The organism is Pseudomonas sp. MYb13 (assembly GCF_002980075.1).
Lineage (GTDB): Bacteria > Pseudomonadota > Gammaproteobacteria > Pseudomonadales > Pseudomonadaceae > Aquipseudomonas > Aquipseudomonas lurida.
Genome location: NZ_PCQI01000011.1, coordinates 183,476 through 200,779, shown reverse-complemented (window position 1 = coordinate 200,779; position 17,304 = coordinate 183,476). Strand labels below are relative to the sequence as shown.

Below are 17,304 nucleotides of genomic sequence, written 5' to 3'. Positions count from 1 at the left end.
TTCCCGTGGATGAGCGAGATCATGGACTTGAAGAAAGAGAAAAACTTCTTCGAGACCCGTGTGATCGAGTACCAGACCGGCGGCGCGCTGAGCTGGGACTAACCCACGACGTGGATCTGGAAATGTGGGGGCGGGCTTGCTCGCTTCCACATTGGGTCCGTGGTGTTCTACAGATTTTGCACATTGCCTTCTTATGCCCAATCAACCCATCAAGACGCCTTGTGTCGGCCTGTGCTCCACCGTTTACGGGGACCTGGTCTGCCGGGGCTGCAAGCGTTACCACCACGAAGTGATCCAGTGGAACGGCTACAACGCCGAGGAAAAGCAGGCGGTGTGGCTGCGCCTTGAGCAGTTGCTGGTGCAAGTGATGACCAGCAAGCTTGAGGTGTTTGATGCGCACCTGCTGCGCCAGCAACTGGAAAATCGCAAGATTCGTTTCATGCCGCACCAATCGCCGTACTGCTGGGCGTACCAGCTGATTGCCCGGGGTGCGCGGGTGATTTCCAAGCTGGATGCGTATGGGCTGGCATTGCTGCCGGAGTTTCGCGAACGCAGCCTGGCGGACTTGCGCGACGCGATTGACCGGGAGTTTTTCCTGCTGTCCGAGGCCCATTACGAGCGGTACATCGCCCCAGGTTTTCTGAAGGAAGCATTCGGCCCCGCCCTGATCGCCACCCTTTAGCCGGCCCGGCTTGCCGGCGATGACGTCTGTAAGATCGCCATCACCGGCAAGCCGCGCGCCGACCGGTTCAAGTGTTCCAGGACGCTTCGCGTTCCGCCTGCAGGCCATACCGCTCAATGGCCTGTTGGCACACCAGCGGCTCCAGGCTGCCCTGCTCCACCAACGCCGTCAGCGCTGCCAGCACGAGATGATGGCGATCCACCTCGAAGAAATCCCGCAACGCCGCCCGTGTATCACTGCGGCCAAAGCCGTCAGTGCCGAGCACGGTGTAGGGAGAGTCCAGGTACGACGCGATCATCTGTGGCACTGCCCGCACATAGTCAGACACTGCGATCACCGGCGCGCCGTTGGGCAAGCAATCATTCACATGGCTGACCCGTGCAGCAGCCTGCGGATGCAAGCGATTCCACCGCTCCACCTCCCGCGCGTCCCGCGCCAGTTCGCTGAAACTGGTCACGCTGAACACCTCGCTCGCCACCTGCCAATCCTGCGCCAGCAAATGTGCCGCCGCCTGGGCTTCGCGCACCAGCGTGCCGGAACCCAACAGGCGCACGCGCGCGCCGGTCGCGCCTTGAAGGCGGTACATGCCCTTGATGATCGCCGCTTCAACGCCATTGGGCAGGCTGGGCTGCGGGTAGTTTTCGTTCATCAGGGTCACGTAGTAGAACTCGTCCACATCGTGCTCCAACATCTGGCGCATGCCGTGGTCGAGGATCACCGCGAATTCCCCGGCGAACGCCGGGTCGTAGGCGCGGCAGTTGGGCACGGTGGCGGCCGTGAGATGGCTGCTGCCGTCCTGATGTTGCAAGCCTTCGCCACCCAGGGTGGTGCGCCCGGCCGTAGCACCCAGCAGGAAACCACGGGCACGCTGGTCGGCGGCGGCCCAGATTAGGTCGCCCACGCGCTGGAACCCGAACATCGAGTAATAAATGTAGAACGGCAACATGCGCAGGCCATGCACCGAGTAGCTGGTGGCCGCCGCGACCCAGGAGCTGATAGCGCTGGCTTCGCTGATGCCCTCCTCGAGGATCTGCCCGTCGGTGGCTTCGCGGTAGCTGAGGATCGAACCAATGTCCTCTGGCTCGTAGCGCTGGCCGACACTGGAATAAATGCCGATCTGCTTGAACAGGTTGGCCATGCCGAACGTGCGCGCTTCATCGGCAACGATGGGCACGATGCGCGGGCCCAGGGCGTTGTCCTTGAGCAAGTGGGTGAGCATGCGCACGAAGGCCATGGTGGTGGACATTTCCTTGCCGTCGGCGGCCGTGGCGAATCCGGCGTAGCCCGACACGGCCGGCACGGCGACGGGGGCCGCGGTTTGGCCGCGACTGGGCACGTAGCCGCCCAACGCCTGGCGGCGCTGATGCAAGTAACGTGATTCCAGGCTGTCCGGCGCGGGTTTGAAGAAGCTCAGGGACTCGGCCTGCTCATCGGTCAGCGGCAACTGGAAGCGGTTGCGGAAGGCGATCAATGCCTCGCGGTCGAGTTTCTTCTGCTGGTGGGTAGTCATCTTGCCCTGCCCGGCTTCGCCCATCCCGAAGCCCTTTTTGGTTTGCGCCAGGATCACCGTGGGCTTGCCCTTGCTCCGACGTGCCGCGTGGTAGGCCGCGTGGATCTTGACCATGTCGTGGCCGCCACGCTTGAGGCGGTCGATCTGCTCATCACTCATGCCCTCGACCAGTCGGGCCAGTGATTCACTCTGACCGAAAAAGTGCGCTCGGTTGTAGGCACCGTCCTTGGCGGCGAAGGTCTGGAACTGCCCGTCGACGGTGTTGGACAAGGTATGGACCAGCGCACCGTCCGTGTCGTTGGCCAGCAAGGCATCCCAGTCCGAGCCCCACACCAGCTTGATGACATTCCAGCCGGCGCCGGCAAACAACGCTTCCAGTTCATCGATGATACGGCCATTGCCGCGCACCGGGCCGTCGAGGCGTTGCAGGTTGCAGTTGACCACCCACGTGAGGTTGTCCAGGCCTTCGCGGGCGGCCAGGGTCAGGGCCGACATGCTTTCCGGTTCATCCATCTCGCCGTCGCCGAATACGCCCCAGACATGGCGGTCAGTGGTGTCCTGCAAGCCGCGGTGCTGCAGATAGCGCATGAAGCGCGCCTGGAAAATCGAGCTGATCGGGCCGATACCCATCGAACCGGTGGGGAATTGCCAGAAATCGGGCATCAACCACGGGTGCGGGTAGCTGGACAGCCCGCGTGCGCCGACGGCCGGCCCGCCGATCTCCTGCCGATAGTGGCCCAGGTCGTTTTCACTCAAGCGCCCCTCAAGGAACGCACGGGCATAAATACCGGGGGCTGAATGCGGCTGGTAGAACACCAGGTCGCCGCCAAACCCTGGGTTGCGGGCGCGAAAAAAGTGGTTGAAACCCACTTCGAACAAGTCCGCCGCACTGGCGTAACTGGCGATATGGCCGCCGAGTTCGCCGTAGGCCTGATTGGCACGCACCACCATCGCCAGCGCGTTCCAGCGGACCAATGAGGCCAGGCGCTCTTCGGTGGCGAGGTCGCCGGGGAACGCCGGTTGCTGCGCCACGCTGATGCTATTGATATAAGGCGTGCCGTGGCGCGGTTTCCAGTCGATGTGCGCAGCGCTGGCGTCCTCGGCCAGCAGGTCGAGGATCTGTCGCGCCCGCTCGGGGCCGGCGTTGGCGACCAGCGAAGCGAGGGCGTCGCGCCATTCATCCAGTTCTTGCTGGTCAGTCACTGCATGTGTGAAACCGTTCATGGGCACCTCCGGGCTTTTTTTCCAGTTTATGTCGGTGCTGAAGGATTTTTTGCCTGTTATCAGGCGCCGAATACTGAATTTTGAGCATGAATCACTGCCAATCGGTCTTTTCCCAGCACGTTGTGCTCAAGCACCCGCTGCTCTCGCAATTGTGTTTAAAATGCCGCCCGCTCAATGACTGACGTTTAACGATGACCCCAGACGCACTCGCCATCCTGCATACCCACTTGCTGACCGCCCTGGCTACCCCACCAGCTGAAACCCGGCGCTTGTTCCATGGCCGTGGCCGTTGCTGGCCAGGCCTGGAGCAACTCACAGTGGACTGGTTGCAAGGCGTGCTGCTGGTGTCGTTGTTCAAGGAGCCCGACGCTGTGCAGCTGCAAGCCTTGAAACAGCTGTTGCACACCCAGTTCGGCAGTTACACCGTCGCCCTGCAACACCGCTACCTGCCGCAAAGCACCACCGAGTGGCTGGTGGGCGAGCCCGTCGACGAGCTGACGATCACCGAAGGCGGCCTGCGCTACCTGATCGACTTGGGTAAAAAACAGAACAGCGGGCTGTTCCTCGACATGCGCTACGGGCGCAACTGGGTGCGCGACCAGGCCAAGGGCCAGCGGGTGCTCAACCTGTTTGCCTACACCTGCGGCTTTTCCGTGGCGGCCATCGAAGGCGGCGCCGACCATGTGGTGAACCTGGACATGGCCCGCGGCGCCCTGAGCCGTGGCCGCGACAACCACCGCCTCAATGGTCATGACCTGGGCAAGGTCAGTTTCCTGGGCCACGACCTGTTCAAGTCCTGGGCCAAGGTAACCAACAGCGGCCCCTACGACCTGGTGATCATCGACCCGCCGTCCTTTCAGAAAGGCAGCTTCCTGCTGACAAAGGACTACCAGCGAGTGCTGCGCCGCCTGCCGGATCTGCTCACGCCACGGGGCACCGTGCTGGCCTGCATGAACGACCCGGCCTTCGGCGAAGATTTCCTGATCGACGGCGTCACCCGCGAAGCACCCGGCCTGCGCTTCGTGGAGCGCTTGGAAAACCCACCGGAATTTCCGGATATCGACGCACAAAGTGGCTTAAAGGCATTGGTGTTCCGCCAGGGTTGATGCCGAAACGTCCTACGCTTGCTACGCTAAGTGATACACCGGGGTGGTGAACCTTCTTACCCTCTTCCCGGTCGATACCTGCATTCCTCGGCCAGACTCGACGGCGTCACGTTGTCGGCTGCCCTGTTTCACCTTTTGGAGAACCGCCCGTGATATCGACCCTGCATGTAGCCAGACTCAAAGCCTGGGGCGCCCACGGCTTTACCGCCACCGGCGTGGTCTTGGCCTTCCTGGCCACCCTGGCGCTGCTGGAAAACTCACCCAAGGCTTGCCTGCTGTGGCTGGGCCTGGCGCTGGTGGTGGACGGTGTCGATGGCTCGCTGGCGCGACGGGTGAATGTCAGCACGGTATTGCCGAGCTTCGATGGCTCGGTGCTGGACCTGGTGATCGATTACCTCACCTACGTGTTTATTCCGGCACTGTTCATCTACCGCTATATCGATCTGCCGGACTTCACCCACCTGTTTACCGTCTCGGTGATCCTGGTGTCGTCACTGTTTTGCTTCTGCAACGTGAACATGAAGAGCAAGGACAACTACTTCGTCGGCTTCCCCGCCGCGTGGAACGTGGTTGCGCTGTGCGTCTATATCATCCAGCCGGAAGCCTGGGTCACCTTGCTCACCGTGATTGGCCTGGCGCTGCTGACCGTGACGCCGATGAAGTTCCTGCATCCGTTCCGGGTCAAGCGCTTTATGCCGATCAACATCGCCGTGACCACCATCTGGTTGCTGTGCAGTTTCTTGATGGTGGTGGACCACCCGAATACCAACCCCTGGACGTTTGGGTTGTGGTCGCTGATGTCGGCGTACTTCCTGGGGATCTGTATCTGGCGCACGGCGCTGGAGTGGCTGGAAAAACGTCACGGCTGATCGCGGTTAACCCTGTGGGAGCGGGCTTGCCCGCTCCCACATTTGGATTTGCGTATAGCGGACGAGTAAGATGGCGGCCTTTCGCTTAGCGCCCTGCCAATAATAAGCCCAGCCAATGCCCTTCGAACTCAGCGTAGACCTCACCACCCTTGCCATCCTGGCGGTTGTCGCCTTTATCGCCGGTTTCATCGACGCCATCGCCGGTGGCGGCGGCCTGCTCACCACCCCCGCCTTGCTCACCGCCGGCATGCCGCCGCACCTGGTACTGGGTACCAACAAGCTCAGTTCCACCTTCGGTTCGGCCACGGCCAGTTTTACCTTCTATCGCCGCAAGCTGTTCCACCCGCGCCAGTGGGTGCACGCCATCGTCGGTACGCTGGTGGGCGCACTGGCTGGCGCGGTGGTCGCGCACTACCTGCCGGCTGAAACCCTGAACAAGATGCTGCCGGTGATCGTGTTCGCCTGCGGCGTGTATCTGCTGTTCGGTGGCACGCCCAAGGCGCCGCTGGATGCCGATGCACCGATCAAGAAGAAGTGGCAATCCACCCAGGGCTTCGGCCTGGGCTTCTACGATGGCGTGGCGGGGCCTGGCACTGGGGCGTTCTGGACCGTCAGCACGATGCTGCTGCACCCTATCGACCTGGTCAAGGCCAGCGGCGTGGCGCGCAGCATGAACTTCGTCAGTAACGCGGCGGCGCTGTCGGTGTTTATCTTCAACGGTTCGGTGGACTGGATCGTCGGCCTGGCCATGGGCGTGTCAGTGATGTGTGGCGCGTTCTTCGGCGCACGCAGCGCGATCAGCGGCGGCGCCAAATTCATTCGCCCGGTATTCATCACCGTGGTCCTCGGCCTGACGGTGCGCCTAGCCTGGCAACACTGGTTCAGCGTGGCCTAATCGACGGGCCAGGTAGAGATCGATCAGGTAACGCGCAATCGAGCGTGACGCCGGCAATGGCGGCAGGTCGTGGATGTTGAACCACTGCGCGTCCTCGATCTCGTCGGCCTGGGGCACGATGTCGCCACCGGCGTACTCGGCATGGAAGCCGAGCATCATCGAATGAGGGAACGGCCAGCACTGGCTGCCCATGTACTGGATGTTCTTGACCTCCACTTGCACCTCCTCGCGTACCTCGCGGATCAGGCAGTCTTCGGCCGACTCACCCGGCTCTGCAAACCCTGCCAGCGTGCTGTACACCCCCGTGACAAAGCGTGGCGAACGCGCGAGCAGGATCTCGTCGCCACGGGTCACCAGCACGATCATGCTCGGCGAGATTCGTGGGTAGCTGCGCAGGTCACAGGCCTGGCAATACATCGCGCGTTCACGTGGCACCTGGACCATGGCCTGACCGCAACTGCCGCAAAACCGATGCTCCCGTGCCCAGGTGCCGATCTGCGCGGCGTAACCCAGCACTTTGTACAGGGTGTGATCGCCTTGCAGCATGAAGCCCCGCAGGCCTTGCCAACTGCAGCCCGGCACCTCACCGGCGGAGTCGAGTTCCAGCAGGTACACCGGCTCACCGTCGAGGTGGCCGATGCCGTGTTCGGCAAACACCGACAGGTCTTGGCGCTTGAGCCATTCCCGGGGGAACAGCGGGCCATTGGTGTCATGCAAAAAGCCGTCGCGGCTACGGGCAACGGCCCAGCCGCCGGGGGTTTCGTTGTCCAGCAGCGTTGTAGTAATCCAGCCTGGGGTCATGTCGGTCAATCCACGAATTCGGGTTTCTGCTTGCTCATGTGGGCCGCGATGGCCACGCGCAGGTCGTTGGATTGCAACATAGCCGAGTTCCAGGTGGCAACGTATTCCAAGCCATCATTGACTGTGTGGTCACGCATGTAGCTGATCATGGCCTTGGTGCCGGTCACCGCAATCGGCGATTTGGCGGCGATGTCGTGGGCGATTTCCATCACGCCGGCCAACAGGCTGTCCTGATCGGGATAGACACGATTGACCAGGCCAATGCTGCGCGCTTCGTCGGCGCCGAACTGGCGACCGGTGTAGGCCAGTTCACGCAGCATGCCGTCACCGATGATGCGCGGCAGGCGCTGCAGGGTGCCAACATCGGCGGCCATGCCGATGTCGATTTCCTTGATCGAGAACTGTGCGCCTTCAGCGGCGTAGCGCATGTCACAGGCGCTGATCAGGTCGATGGCACCGCCGATGCAGTAACCCTGGATCGCCGCCAGCACCGGCTTGCGGCAGGTGTCGACGGCATTGAACGAGGCTTGCAGCTCAAGAATCTTGCGACGCAGCAGGCGCGCATTGCGGCCGACGTCCTTGCCAAACTCATTGGCCACCGAGGCCAGCATCATCAGGTCGATGCCAGAGGAGAAATGCTTGCCGGCCCCGCTGAGGACCACGGCGCGGACAGCGTCGGTGTCTTCGACCCATTGGAAGATGTCGATGATTTCGGTCCAGAACGCCGCGTTCATCGCGTTGATCTTTTCCGGGCGGTTGATCTGCACATGGGCAACGTTGCCGGTGAGTTCGACGACGAAAGCTTGGTATTCGGACATGGCAGTGATCCCTGACTGGCGAGTGATAAGGCCCGAACTATAACAAGGGAGCGCAACGGCACATCGGCCAAAAACGGGACGGGCAACAGTAACGCGATGGGATGAGCGCGTGGTTCGGGGCAGGCCGATACATTTCATCCAGGAGCCCCGGATTATCGGTTATACACTCTGGGCCACAGCCTGGAGCCGTTTATGCCGTCCACGTTCCGTTCATCATTGATTCTGGCCCTGGTGGTCGTGCTCACCGGCATTGGCGCCGGCCTCGGCGGCATGCTGCTGGCGCTGCTGCTGCATGGCGTCCAGCACCTGGCGTATGGCTACAGCCTCGACAGCCTGGTCAGCCATGAAACCTTTCTATGGGGTGTGACGGCCGCCGCGCCCGAACGGCGCTTGGCGGTGCTGGTGGTGTGCGGATTGGTGGCCGGCCTTGGCTGGTGGGCGCTTTACCGCTACGGCCGGCCGCTGGTGAGCATCAAGCAGGCAGTGTCCGAAGAGACGCCGATCATGCCGCCCAAGACCACCCTCGCCCACGCCTTGCTGCAGATCATCACCGTGGCCCTTGGCTCGCCCCTGGGCCGCGAAGTGGCGCCACGGGAAGTTGGCGCGCTGGCCGGCAGCTGGCTGTCCCAGCGCGCACGGTTGACCCCGGACCACCACCGGTTGATCGTCGCCTGTGGTGCCGGCGCGGGCCTCGCGGCGGTCTACAACGTGCCGTTGGGCGGCGCGGTGTTCGTGCTGGAGGTGCTGGTGGGCGCGTTCAGTTGGCCGGCGGCGCTGATAGCGTTGGCCACCTCGGCGATTGGCGCGGCGGTGGCGTGGATCGGCCTGGGGGCGGAGTCGCAATACGCAGTGCCGCATTTTGTGCTGAGCCCGGCGCTGATCACCTGGGCGGTGGTGTGCGGCCCTGTGTTTGGGCTGGCCGCCTATGGTTTTACTCGCCTGGCCGGCGCTGCGAGGGCACGTGCCGCACGCGGCTGGCGCCTGCCGGTGCTGGCGTTGATCAACTTCACGTTCATCGGCGGCCTGGCGATGCTGTTGCCGCAAATCCTCGGCAATGGCAAAGGCCCGGCGCAACTGGGTTTCGACAGTGAACTGACGATTGGCCTGGCCGCGCTGCTGTTGGTGGTCAAGGTGCTGATCACCACCAGCAGCCTGCGTGCCGGCGCCGAAGGCGGACTGCTCACCCCCGGCCTGGCCATAGGTGCGCTGCTGGCAATCATCCTGGGTGGCGCCTGGAGCCTGGCATGGCCAGGTGTACCCCTCGGCGCGTTTGCGATCATCGGCGCCGCGGCCTTCCTTGCCGCCAGCATGAGCATGCCGCTGACCGCAATTGTGCTGGTGGCGGAATTCACGCGCATCGACCATGACTTCCTGGTGCCGATCATCCTTGCGGTAGTGGGTTCAGCCTGCGTCAGCAAGCTGTGCCAGCGGAGCACGTAAAAACGCCGCAAAAAGCTGGATTAAACCCTGCACACACGCCATCCTTCGCACTTTAAGCCGCCCCTTTCGCGGCGCTCGACGTTTAAAGGATATGCCCATGCACGCCCAGCCCCTCACCCCGGCCGAATTCGAATTCATCGAAAACACCCTGCTCAAGTACGGCGACGACCACTCGGTGCTGAACCTGGCCGAACTCGACGGCTACTTCACCGCACTGGTGTCCAGCCCGGCCCAGGTGGACGTGGCTGAGTGGTTCCCGGCGATCTGGGGCGGCCAGAACCCGGAGTGGGACAACATGGACGAAGCACAAAGTTTCCTCGAACTGTGCGTGCGCCACCTCAACACCGTGGCAAGCCAACTGGCCACCAACGCCCAAGGCTTCAAGGCTCGTTTCGACGAAACCGAACATCAGGGCCAGACCGTCACCCTGGCCGAAGAATGGTGCTTTGGCTACATCCGCGGCGCAGCCATCGGCAGCTGGCCGGAACTGCCGGCAGAACAGGCGGCGCTTCTGGAAAAAATCTCCTGGTGCGCCGAGCAGGACAACTTCGAACTGCCCGCCAACCTGGACGTGCAAGCACACCAGCAGCGCGTCAGCGAACTCGAACCGGCAGCGCGGGCGCTGCATGATTATTGGTTGGCAAAGCGATGAAGGCTGCAGGACGTACCGGCTTTTGCCCGAACCACTCAGGCCGGCTGTCAGACCTGAGTGCTTTAGATCTTGATCTGAGGCGCCCCATCAAACAAACACGCGGGCCGGAATTCGACAGCGACCCGAAGACCGCCATCGCAGGCAAGCCAGCGCCCACATTCAGATCGACGTACACCCAATAAATATCAGCGACAACGCCCCCAAGCTCGACAAGCACAGCGTCTATACCCGATTATTCAAGTCCGCCCGTCGGCCACTCCGTCCCACCTTGCCTTGAATCAGGAGCCTTGTACCTTGAGTTCGCAGAAAACCGTGACCGTTACACCGCCCAACTTCCCCCTCAATGGCAAGGTCGCGCCCCCCGGCTCCAAATCCATTACCAACCGCGCCCTGTTGCTGGCAGCCCTGGCCAAGGGCACCAGCCGTCTCAGCGGCGCCCTGAAGAGCGATGACACCCGCCATATGTCGGTGGCCCTGCGCCAAATGGGCGTGACCATCGACGAACCCGACGACACCACCTTCGTGGTCACCGGCCACGGCAAACTGCACCTGCCGGCGCAGCCACTGTTCCTCGGCAATGCCGGCACCGCCATGCGCTTCCTCACCGCCGCCGTGGCCACCGTTGAAGGCACCGTGGTGCTGGACGGCGATGACTACATGCAAAAACGCCCGATCGGGCCGCTGCTCGAAACCCTCGGCCAGAACGGTATCCAGGTCGCCAGCCCCACCGGTTGCCCACCGGTCACCGTGCACGGCGTGGGCAAGATCAAGGCCAAGCGCTTCGAGATCGACGGCGGCTTGTCCAGCCAATACGTGTCGGCCCTGCTGATGCTCGCGGCCTGCGGCGAAGCGCCGATCGAAGTGGCGCTGACCGGCAAGGACATCGGTGCCCGTGGCTATGTCGACCTGACCCTCGATTGCATGCGTGCCTTCGGCGCCCAGGTTGAAGCCGTCAGCGACACCACCTGGCGCGTCGCCCCGACCGGCTACACCGCCCATGATTACTTGATCGAGCCAGATGCCTCTGCCGCCACCTACCTGTGGGCCGCCGAAGTGCTGACCAGTGGTCGAATCGACATCGGCGTGGCCGCGCAAGACTTCACCCAGCCGGACGCCAAGGCCCAGGCGGTGATCGCGCAGTTCCCGAACATGCAAGCCACAGTCGTAGGCTCGCAGATGCAGGACGCCATCCCGACCTTGGCGGTGCTCGCCGCGTTCAACAACACCCCGGTGCGCTTCACCGAGCTGGCCAACCTGCGGGTCAAGGAGTGTGACCGCGTCCAGGCCCTGCATGATGGCCTGAACGAGATACGTCCCGGCCTGGCGACCATCGAAGGCGACGACCTGCTGGTGGCCAGCGATCCGGCCCTGGCGGGTACCGTGTGCAACGCGCTGATCGACACCCACGCCGACCATCGCATCGCCATGTGCTTTGCGCTGGCGGGGCTGAAAGTCGCAGGGATCCGCATTCAGGACCCGGACTGCGTGGCCAAGACCTATCCTGAATACTGGAAGGCCTTGGGCAGTCTCGGGGTTCAGTTGACCTATTAAAGGATCGGCGTCGGAATGGGGAGGCACTGCACATGACAATTCGCCAACCCTGCCCACCCGGCGCGTGCGTCTGCGACCGTGAGCAACTGTTGCAAGCACCCGGTGCCGACCTGCGCATCCTCAACCTGACGCGCCAGGAAGAGAAGAAACTGCTCGACCGGCTTGAAGACCTCAAGAGCCTGCAGGACCTGGAGCACATGCAGCAGCGGATGTACGAGCTATTGGGCATCCGCGTGCATGTCGCCCCCGGCCACACCGAGGTCAAGAGCATGCGCGGCATCCAGATCGTGATCGACGAGCTGCCGGGCATGTGCCGCAAGACCCGCCAGTCCATACCGGCAGCCATCCGCCGGGGCATGGAGAAACGTCCGGAAATCGCCTACCGCCTGTTGGACGCCCACGACCTGTTCCGCGACGGTTGAATCAACCCGCGACTGCCTGCGTCTCGAACAAGCCTTCGCCCAGCGCCCTGGCCTTGTCCAGATGCGCCTGTGCCCCGCCGCTTTCGGTTTCCAGCAACAACGCCGACGTCAGCACCTGCGCGCCGCAGTAATCGAAGATCCCGTAGTCGATCTGCGTGCGCATCGCCTTGGCATAGCCGTGTCGATCAAACGCATCGTCATCCGCCGCACCCAGGGCCAGTAGATGCACCTGCAAGTGCTGCAATTTTTTCACCACCGGCGTATCCGGGCCGTAATCGATGGCCCAACCGTTGATGAAAACGCGATCGATCCAGCCCTTGAGCAGGCCCGGCAGCGACCACCAGTAAATCGGGAAGGCCAGCACCAACGCATCGGCGCGGTCGATGCGGGCCTGCTCGGCCAGCACGTCGGCCGGTGGCGTGGCGCGGGTGCGATGCACCGCGTGGTCGGCGGCGGTGTAGCGCGGGTCGAAGCTTTCGGCGGCAATGTCGGCGACTTCGAAGGTATGGCCAGCGGCAGCGAGGCCGGCGGCCACCTGCGTCGCCACGCTGTGGGTGAGGGATTGCGGGTCGTGATGAGCCACGACGATGAGTGCGTGCATGACATTGACTCCCTTTGGGGTTAGCCTAGGCGTAAGTTACGATTAGTAAGTTACTTTTGGTATATAAGCATGTCAAGCAGTGAATCCCCTGCCCCACGTCGTCGCCTGTCCCGTGAAGATCGCCTGCGCCAATTGTTGGAGGTGGCCTGGCAACTGGTGCGCGAGGAAGGCACCGAAGCCCTGACCCTCGGCCGCCTGGCGGAACTGGCGGGCGTGACCAAGCCGGTGGTCTATGACCACTTCGTTTCGCGCGGCGGCTTGCTGGCCGCGTTGTACGAGGACTTTGATGCCCGGCAGGATCAAGTCTTCGCCAACGCCATCGCAGCCAGCAACGCCACCCTTGAAGACCGTGCCTGGGTGATCGCCGAGGCCTATGTGGACTGCGTGTTATTGCAGGGCCGGGAAATTCCGGGGGTGATAGCCGCGCTCAGCAGCTCACCGGAACTGGAAGCCCTCAAGCGTCAGTACGAGGCAATCTTCCTCGACAAGTGCCGCGACGCGCTGTCGCCCTTTGGCCGCATCAACCAAGCGGGTTTGAGGGCAATGCTGGGGGCCGCAGAGGCGTTGTCCCAGGCAGCGGCCAGCGGCGAGATCAGCCGTGAAGAAGCGCAGCAGGAATTGCTCGCGATCATCCTGGCGATGGTCAATCGCGGCCGCGACTAAATAATGGCTGGCAGGTGGGGAATAAACCGCAGCGACGGGTGTTTAATCGCCGGCAAGGCCGCGCCTACAGAGGGTTGCCTTGTATGAAGCGTTGCACCTTGCGCGCCAGTTGATCAAGGTGACGGTCGCGTTGTTTCTCTGCATCGATCATGGCGCGCTTGCCGTGCTTTTGCAGCAGGTAGGTATGGATCTGCTGCACTTCCAGTGAGCGGTAGATCGACGCCACGTCCAGCACGCCCATCAGGCCATCAGTTCCGTAGTCCCGCGTATTCATCAGCACCTGCGTGCCCCGTGCACCGCGTACCTGGAAGCCCATGCCTTCAAACGCAGGCACCTTCTCCACCGAGCACGCCAGTTCCGCGTGGGGATAGCGACTCAACACGTCGCGCATCATTGCGCGTGCCACGCCCTGGCGCCGATAGCCGACTTGCACGGCCATGAACGCAATGCCGCAGGCGTCTGGGTCGTCCTTCACGGGCAGGTACAGGCAAAAGCCGATGAGTTTTTCCGCTTCCATCGCCACGACCAACTCGACGGCAATGCCCTTGGCGCCGTCCAGCGCTTCCAGGTACAGGTGCACCTCAAAGCCAATGGCGTACTGGTAGATGTTGTACAACAGGTTGCTCGGCGGCAGCGCCACGCTGCTGATGTCGGTGAGGTTGTCCACCACCATCTGCAGGATCTGGCCGTTGATAGGCTCCGGGCATGGCGTGGTGTAGCGGGTAAGGCTGTACATGCAAATTCCTGGGGTTCAGCGTCAAGGCAGCCCCGATTGTACCTGCTCGGCGCACACCTCGCGCAAACACCCGCGCAACCAGCGGTGGGCCAGGTCGGCATCCAGCCTCGGGTGCCAGAGCATCGCTACAGTGAAGACCGGTAGCGTCAGCGGCAGTGCAAAGCTGTACAGCCCATCACGCGGGTGGGTGGTATAGCGCTCGGGTACGCTGGCGATCAGGTCGGTGTCGCGGGCCAAGGCGATTGCCGTGGCGAAACCGGCGACGACCGTCGTGATCTGTCGCGTGAGGCCCTGGGCTTCAAGGACATCGTCAATCTGGCCACGGTCCTGGCCACGGCGCGACACATAGACGTGCTGGCCCTCGGCATAACGCCGGACGCTGACGTCGCCCTGGCAGAGAGGATGCCCCTTGCGTACCACGCCAACCAGGCGGTCACGGAACAGCGCCTGGGTGAGCACTTCCGGGCTGGCGGTGGGGTCGACCACGCCGGTTTCCAGGTCGACGCGGCCGTCGCGCAGCAGCGCGCTGTCCTTGTCGGTCTTGTTGACGAACCGCAGGCGCACACCGGGTGCATCGCGAGCACTACGCGCCAGCAGCGCCGGCCCGAAATGCTCGACGAACTCTTCGCTGGTACGCAGGGTAAAGGTGCGCTCGACCCTAGACATATCCAGCGCCTGCACCGGGCGCAACACGGCGTTGGCGTCCTGCACCAGTCGGCTGACCTGTTCGCGCAGTTCCACTGCCCTCGGTGTGGGCACCAGGCCGCGACCGGCACGTACCAACAACGGATCGCCGGTGGTCTAACGCAAACGCGCCAAGGCACGACTCATGGCCGAGGGACTCAGGCGCAGGCGTTTGGCAGCGCGGGCAACGCTGCCTTCGGCGAGCAGTACATCCAGCGTGACCAGCAAGTTGAGATCGGGCATTGGCGCTCCTCATAAGGCGTTACACGCATGTATTCATTGCAACCCATGCGCCTTCCGCCATGTTAGGGCACGTCGTAGATTTGTGACAGTTGCCTTCACTCAAGGATTCTTCCCATGCACAACGCCTCACGCGGCAGCCTCGTCAGCCTCTCCCTGTCCATGTTGCTGGCGTCCCTCGGCACCAGCATTGCCAATGTCAGCCTGCCCAGCCTCGCACGGGCGTTTGACGTGTCATTTCATGCCGTGCAGTGGGTGGTGCTGGCTTACCTGCTGGCGATCACGGCGGTCATTGTCAACGCCGGGCGCCTGGGGGACCGCCTGGGCCGTCGACGGTTATTGCTCGTGGGGTTGCTGCTGTTCTCCATGGCGTGCGGACTGTGCGGCTTGGCGACCACGCTGCAAGGGCTGGTAGCCGCGCGCATCCTGCAAGGCCTCGGCGCGGCAGCCATGATGGCCATGGCACTGGGCATGGTCGGTGACACGGTCCCCCAGGAGCGCACTGGCCGCGCGATGGGCTTGCTGGGCACAATGTCGGCCGTCGGCACCGCCATGGGGCCGAGCGTTGGCGGTGTGTTGCTGAGCGTGTGGGGCTGGCGTGCGACCTTCCTGGTCGGTGTGCCGCTGGGGCTGACAGCCGCCGCCCTCGCCTATCGCTATTTGCCGGTTGATCGTCCTTACGCACCCTCGCCGGCAGGCTCAAGCTTGCGACTCGCGTTGGCGGCCTCCTCGCTGCGCGTCGGCCTGGTCATGAGTGCGTTGGTGGCGGCCGTCATCATGGCCACCTTTGTGGTCGGGCCGTTCTACTTGTCCCAGGGCCTGGGCCTGCCGCCCCAGTGGATGGGCCTGGCCATGGCCGTCGGCCCTGGCGTCGCGGCCCTTACGGGGGTACCGGCAGGCCGCCTCACCGACCGATTCGGCAGCCAGCGCATGACACTCGCCGGCCTCGGTGCGCTGGCGTGTGGCGCGCTGCTGTTGTCGCTGGCGTCTGGGTTGCCGGCCTATCTGGCCTCGCTGGTGATTCTGACGGCGGGCTACAGCCTGTTCCAGGCCGCCAATAACACCGCCGTGATGAGCGACGTGCAAGGAGCACGTCGAGGCACTGTCTCGGGGTTGCTGAACCTGTCACGCAATCTCGGGCTGATCTTCGGCGCTTCAGTACTGGGTGCAGTGTTTGCCTGGGCCTGCCCGGATGTCACCCGCGCCGCCCCGCACTCCGTGGCCTATGGCCTGCACGCAACGTTCGGCGTGGGACTGGGCTTGATCCTGCTGGCCAGTGTGATGGCATGGCGCCGCTTCGGCACCCTCGACGGCCTCCAGAACACCCATTGAGGCAAAAAAACAAAAAAGGCGTTGCGCCAGACCGGGTTACATCGCGCATCATGGGCACTTTCAAGCTCAAGGGTAACGTCCATGCGCGTTCTGTCATTGATGATGGGTCTTACGACGCTGGCCGCCAGTACGGTGTTCTGCGCCAGCGCGATGGCGAATGAAGAAAGTCAGTTAGTGCAACAGATCAACCAATACCGCAGCCAGGTGCAACGCTGCGGCGACCAGGGTTCCCAGGAACTGCCGCCACTGGCCAGCGATACGCGGCTGGTGCTGCCGGCCACCAATGTGGGCGACCTGCAGCAAGCGCTGGCGCGGGCCGCGTACCCAATGGTCAACGTGCAAGCCATCAGCTTGTCCGGGCCAAAGGATGCCCAGGCTGCCATGAAAGCCGTGCGCGAGAGCTTCTGCCGCGTGGTGCTCGACCCGCAATTCGTTGATATCGGCGTGAGCAACAGCGGCCAGGACTGGCGCATCGTGCTCGCCCGCCCGTTACTCACCAGTGGCCTGGGCGATTGGCAGACCGAGGGCAAGCAACTGCTCACCCTGATCAACACCGCGCGTTCCCAGGCGCGCCAGTGCGGCACGCAGGCCTTTACCGCGACGACTCCATTGTCCTGGAACGAAGACCTGGCCGGCGCCGCTAACAGCCATACGCGCAACATGGCCAACGGCAATTTCTTCGACCACCTTGACCACGATGGCCGCACGCCCGGTGACCGCGCCGAATTGGCCGGGTATATCGCGAAGAACATCGGCGAGAACATTGCCGCCGGCCTGGACACGCCACGCAAAGTCGTGGACGGCTGGCTGGCCAGCCCGGGGCATTGCGCCAACTTGATGAACCCGCAGTTCCGCGAGCTGGGTGCGGCGTATGCCATGGACCCCAAGAGCGACGCAGGCATCTATTGGACAGGGGTTTTCGGGGCGCAATAAGCGTGTTGGCAGATCTATGCAAACGGATGAAGCATCAAATTGCCATCTCATGGATAATGCCGCTGAACTTGGCAGGGGTCATGCCGGTCTGTAGCTTGTTGAACTGACCCTTTCAGGGGTTGGACGGACCCCGGCAAACAAGGTG

At 63.2% G+C, this 17,304-nt stretch carries 17 protein-coding genes and 1 pseudogene; 12 read left to right on the top strand and 6 right to left on the bottom strand.

The window, feature by feature from the left end; genetic code table 11:
* A partial coding sequence (locus tag CQ002_RS28625; RefSeq protein WP_244913415.1) for a hypothetical protein occupies positions 1 to 102 on the top strand: 102 nt, incomplete at its 5' end.
* Between the two features lie 91 nt (positions 103 to 193).
* Complete coding sequence (locus CQ002_RS19860) at positions 194 to 682, top strand: DUF1289 domain-containing protein (protein ID WP_034104790.1); 489 nt, start codon at positions 194 to 196, stop codon at positions 680 to 682.
* Between the two features lie 67 nt (positions 683 to 749).
* On the opposite strand, the gene mdeB is transcribed toward CQ002_RS19860, so the two are convergent.
* Complete coding sequence (mdeB, locus tag CQ002_RS19855) at positions 750 to 3,416, bottom strand: alpha-ketoglutarate dehydrogenase (RefSeq protein ID WP_105162107.1); 2,667 nt, start codon at positions 3,414 to 3,416, stop codon at positions 750 to 752.
* Between the two features lie 191 nt (positions 3,417 to 3,607).
* Between mdeB and CQ002_RS19850 the strand changes: the two genes are divergently transcribed.
* From CQ002_RS19850 to CQ002_RS19840, 3 genes are all read left to right on the top strand, one after another.
* On the top strand, positions 3,608 to 4,522 hold the full coding sequence (locus CQ002_RS19850) for a class I SAM-dependent methyltransferase (RefSeq protein WP_034104785.1): 915 nt from the start codon (positions 3,608 to 3,610) through the stop codon (positions 4,520 to 4,522).
* A gap of 149 nt (positions 4,523 to 4,671) precedes the next feature.
* Positions 4,672 to 5,391, top strand: coding sequence for a phosphatidylcholine synthase (gene pcsA / locus CQ002_RS19845; protein WP_034104783.1), 720 nt, complete (start codon positions 4,672 to 4,674; stop codon positions 5,389 to 5,391).
* A gap of 115 nt (positions 5,392 to 5,506) precedes the next feature.
* Positions 5,507 to 6,286, top strand: coding sequence for a TSUP family transporter (locus CQ002_RS19840; protein ID WP_034104782.1), 780 nt, complete (start codon positions 5,507 to 5,509; stop codon positions 6,284 to 6,286).
* On the opposite strand, the gene nudC is transcribed toward CQ002_RS19840, so the two are convergent.
* On the bottom strand, positions 6,254 to 7,087 hold the full coding sequence (gene nudC / locus CQ002_RS19835) for an NAD(+) diphosphatase (RefSeq protein WP_034104780.1): 834 nt from the start codon (positions 7,085 to 7,087) through the stop codon (positions 6,254 to 6,256). The two genes, CQ002_RS19840 and nudC, sit on opposite strands and share 33 nt — an antisense overlap.
* 5 nt (positions 7,088 to 7,092) lie before the next feature.
* Positions 7,093 to 7,905 (bottom strand): crotonase/enoyl-CoA hydratase family protein, encoded by an 813-nt coding sequence (locus tag CQ002_RS19830; protein WP_105162106.1) that lies wholly within the window; start codon positions 7,903 to 7,905, stop codon positions 7,093 to 7,095.
* A gap of 192 nt (positions 7,906 to 8,097) precedes the next feature.
* Between CQ002_RS19830 and CQ002_RS19825 the strand changes: the two genes are divergently transcribed.
* The 4 genes from CQ002_RS19825 (at position 8,098) to CQ002_RS19810 (ending at position 11,970) form a co-directional block, all read left to right on the top strand.
* Complete coding sequence (locus CQ002_RS19825) at positions 8,098 to 9,345, top strand: chloride channel protein (RefSeq protein WP_105162105.1); 1,248 nt, start codon at positions 8,098 to 8,100, stop codon at positions 9,343 to 9,345.
* A gap of 97 nt (positions 9,346 to 9,442) precedes the next feature.
* On the top strand, positions 9,443 to 9,997 hold the full coding sequence (locus CQ002_RS19820) for a UPF0149 family protein (protein ID WP_034104774.1): 555 nt from the start codon (positions 9,443 to 9,445) through the stop codon (positions 9,995 to 9,997).
* Between the two features lie 294 nt (positions 9,998 to 10,291).
* On the top strand, positions 10,292 to 11,548 hold the full coding sequence (locus CQ002_RS19815; RefSeq protein WP_105162104.1) for a 3-phosphoshikimate 1-carboxyvinyltransferase: 1,257 nt from the start codon (positions 10,292 to 10,294) through the stop codon (positions 11,546 to 11,548).
* Positions 11,549 to 11,580: 32 nt separating this feature from the next.
* The gene (locus CQ002_RS19810; RefSeq protein WP_034104772.1) at positions 11,581 to 11,970 is read left to right on the top strand and encodes a hypothetical protein; all 390 of its coding nucleotides are present in this window, start codon (positions 11,581 to 11,583) and stop codon (positions 11,968 to 11,970) included.
* A 1-nt stretch (position 11,971) separates the two neighbouring features.
* On the opposite strand, the gene CQ002_RS19805 is transcribed toward CQ002_RS19810, so the two are convergent.
* The gene (locus CQ002_RS19805; RefSeq protein ID WP_105162103.1) at positions 11,972 to 12,571 is read right to left on the bottom strand and encodes an NAD(P)H-dependent oxidoreductase; all 600 of its coding nucleotides are present in this window, start codon (positions 12,569 to 12,571) and stop codon (positions 11,972 to 11,974) included.
* Positions 12,572 to 12,640: 69 nt separating this feature from the next.
* On the opposite strand from CQ002_RS19805, the gene CQ002_RS19800 reads away from it, so the two are divergent.
* The gene (locus CQ002_RS19800) at positions 12,641 to 13,234 is read left to right on the top strand and encodes a TetR/AcrR family transcriptional regulator (protein WP_034104767.1); all 594 of its coding nucleotides are present in this window, start codon (positions 12,641 to 12,643) and stop codon (positions 13,232 to 13,234) included.
* 64 nt (positions 13,235 to 13,298) lie between these two features.
* On the opposite strand, the gene CQ002_RS19795 is transcribed toward CQ002_RS19800, so the two are convergent.
* Together CQ002_RS19795 and CQ002_RS19790 are read right to left on the bottom strand one after the other, a co-directional pair.
* Complete coding sequence (locus CQ002_RS19795) at positions 13,299 to 13,970, bottom strand: GNAT family N-acetyltransferase (RefSeq protein WP_105162102.1); 672 nt, start codon at positions 13,968 to 13,970, stop codon at positions 13,299 to 13,301.
* 21 nt (positions 13,971 to 13,991) lie between these two features.
* Positions 13,992 to 14,897 (bottom strand): annotated as a pseudogene (locus tag CQ002_RS19790) (LysR family transcriptional regulator).
* A 114-nt stretch (positions 14,898 to 15,011) separates the two neighbouring features.
* On the opposite strand from CQ002_RS19790, the gene CQ002_RS19785 reads away from it, so the two are divergent.
* On the top strand, positions 15,012 to 16,226 hold the full coding sequence (locus tag CQ002_RS19785) for an MFS transporter (RefSeq protein ID WP_105162101.1): 1,215 nt from the start codon (positions 15,012 to 15,014) through the stop codon (positions 16,224 to 16,226).
* An 81-nt stretch (positions 16,227 to 16,307) separates the two neighbouring features.
* A complete protein-coding gene (locus tag CQ002_RS19780; protein WP_034104759.1) occupies positions 16,308 to 17,159 on the top strand; it encodes a CAP domain-containing protein in 852 nt (283 codons plus the stop codon).
* Positions 17,160 to 17,304: the final 145 nt, after the last annotated feature.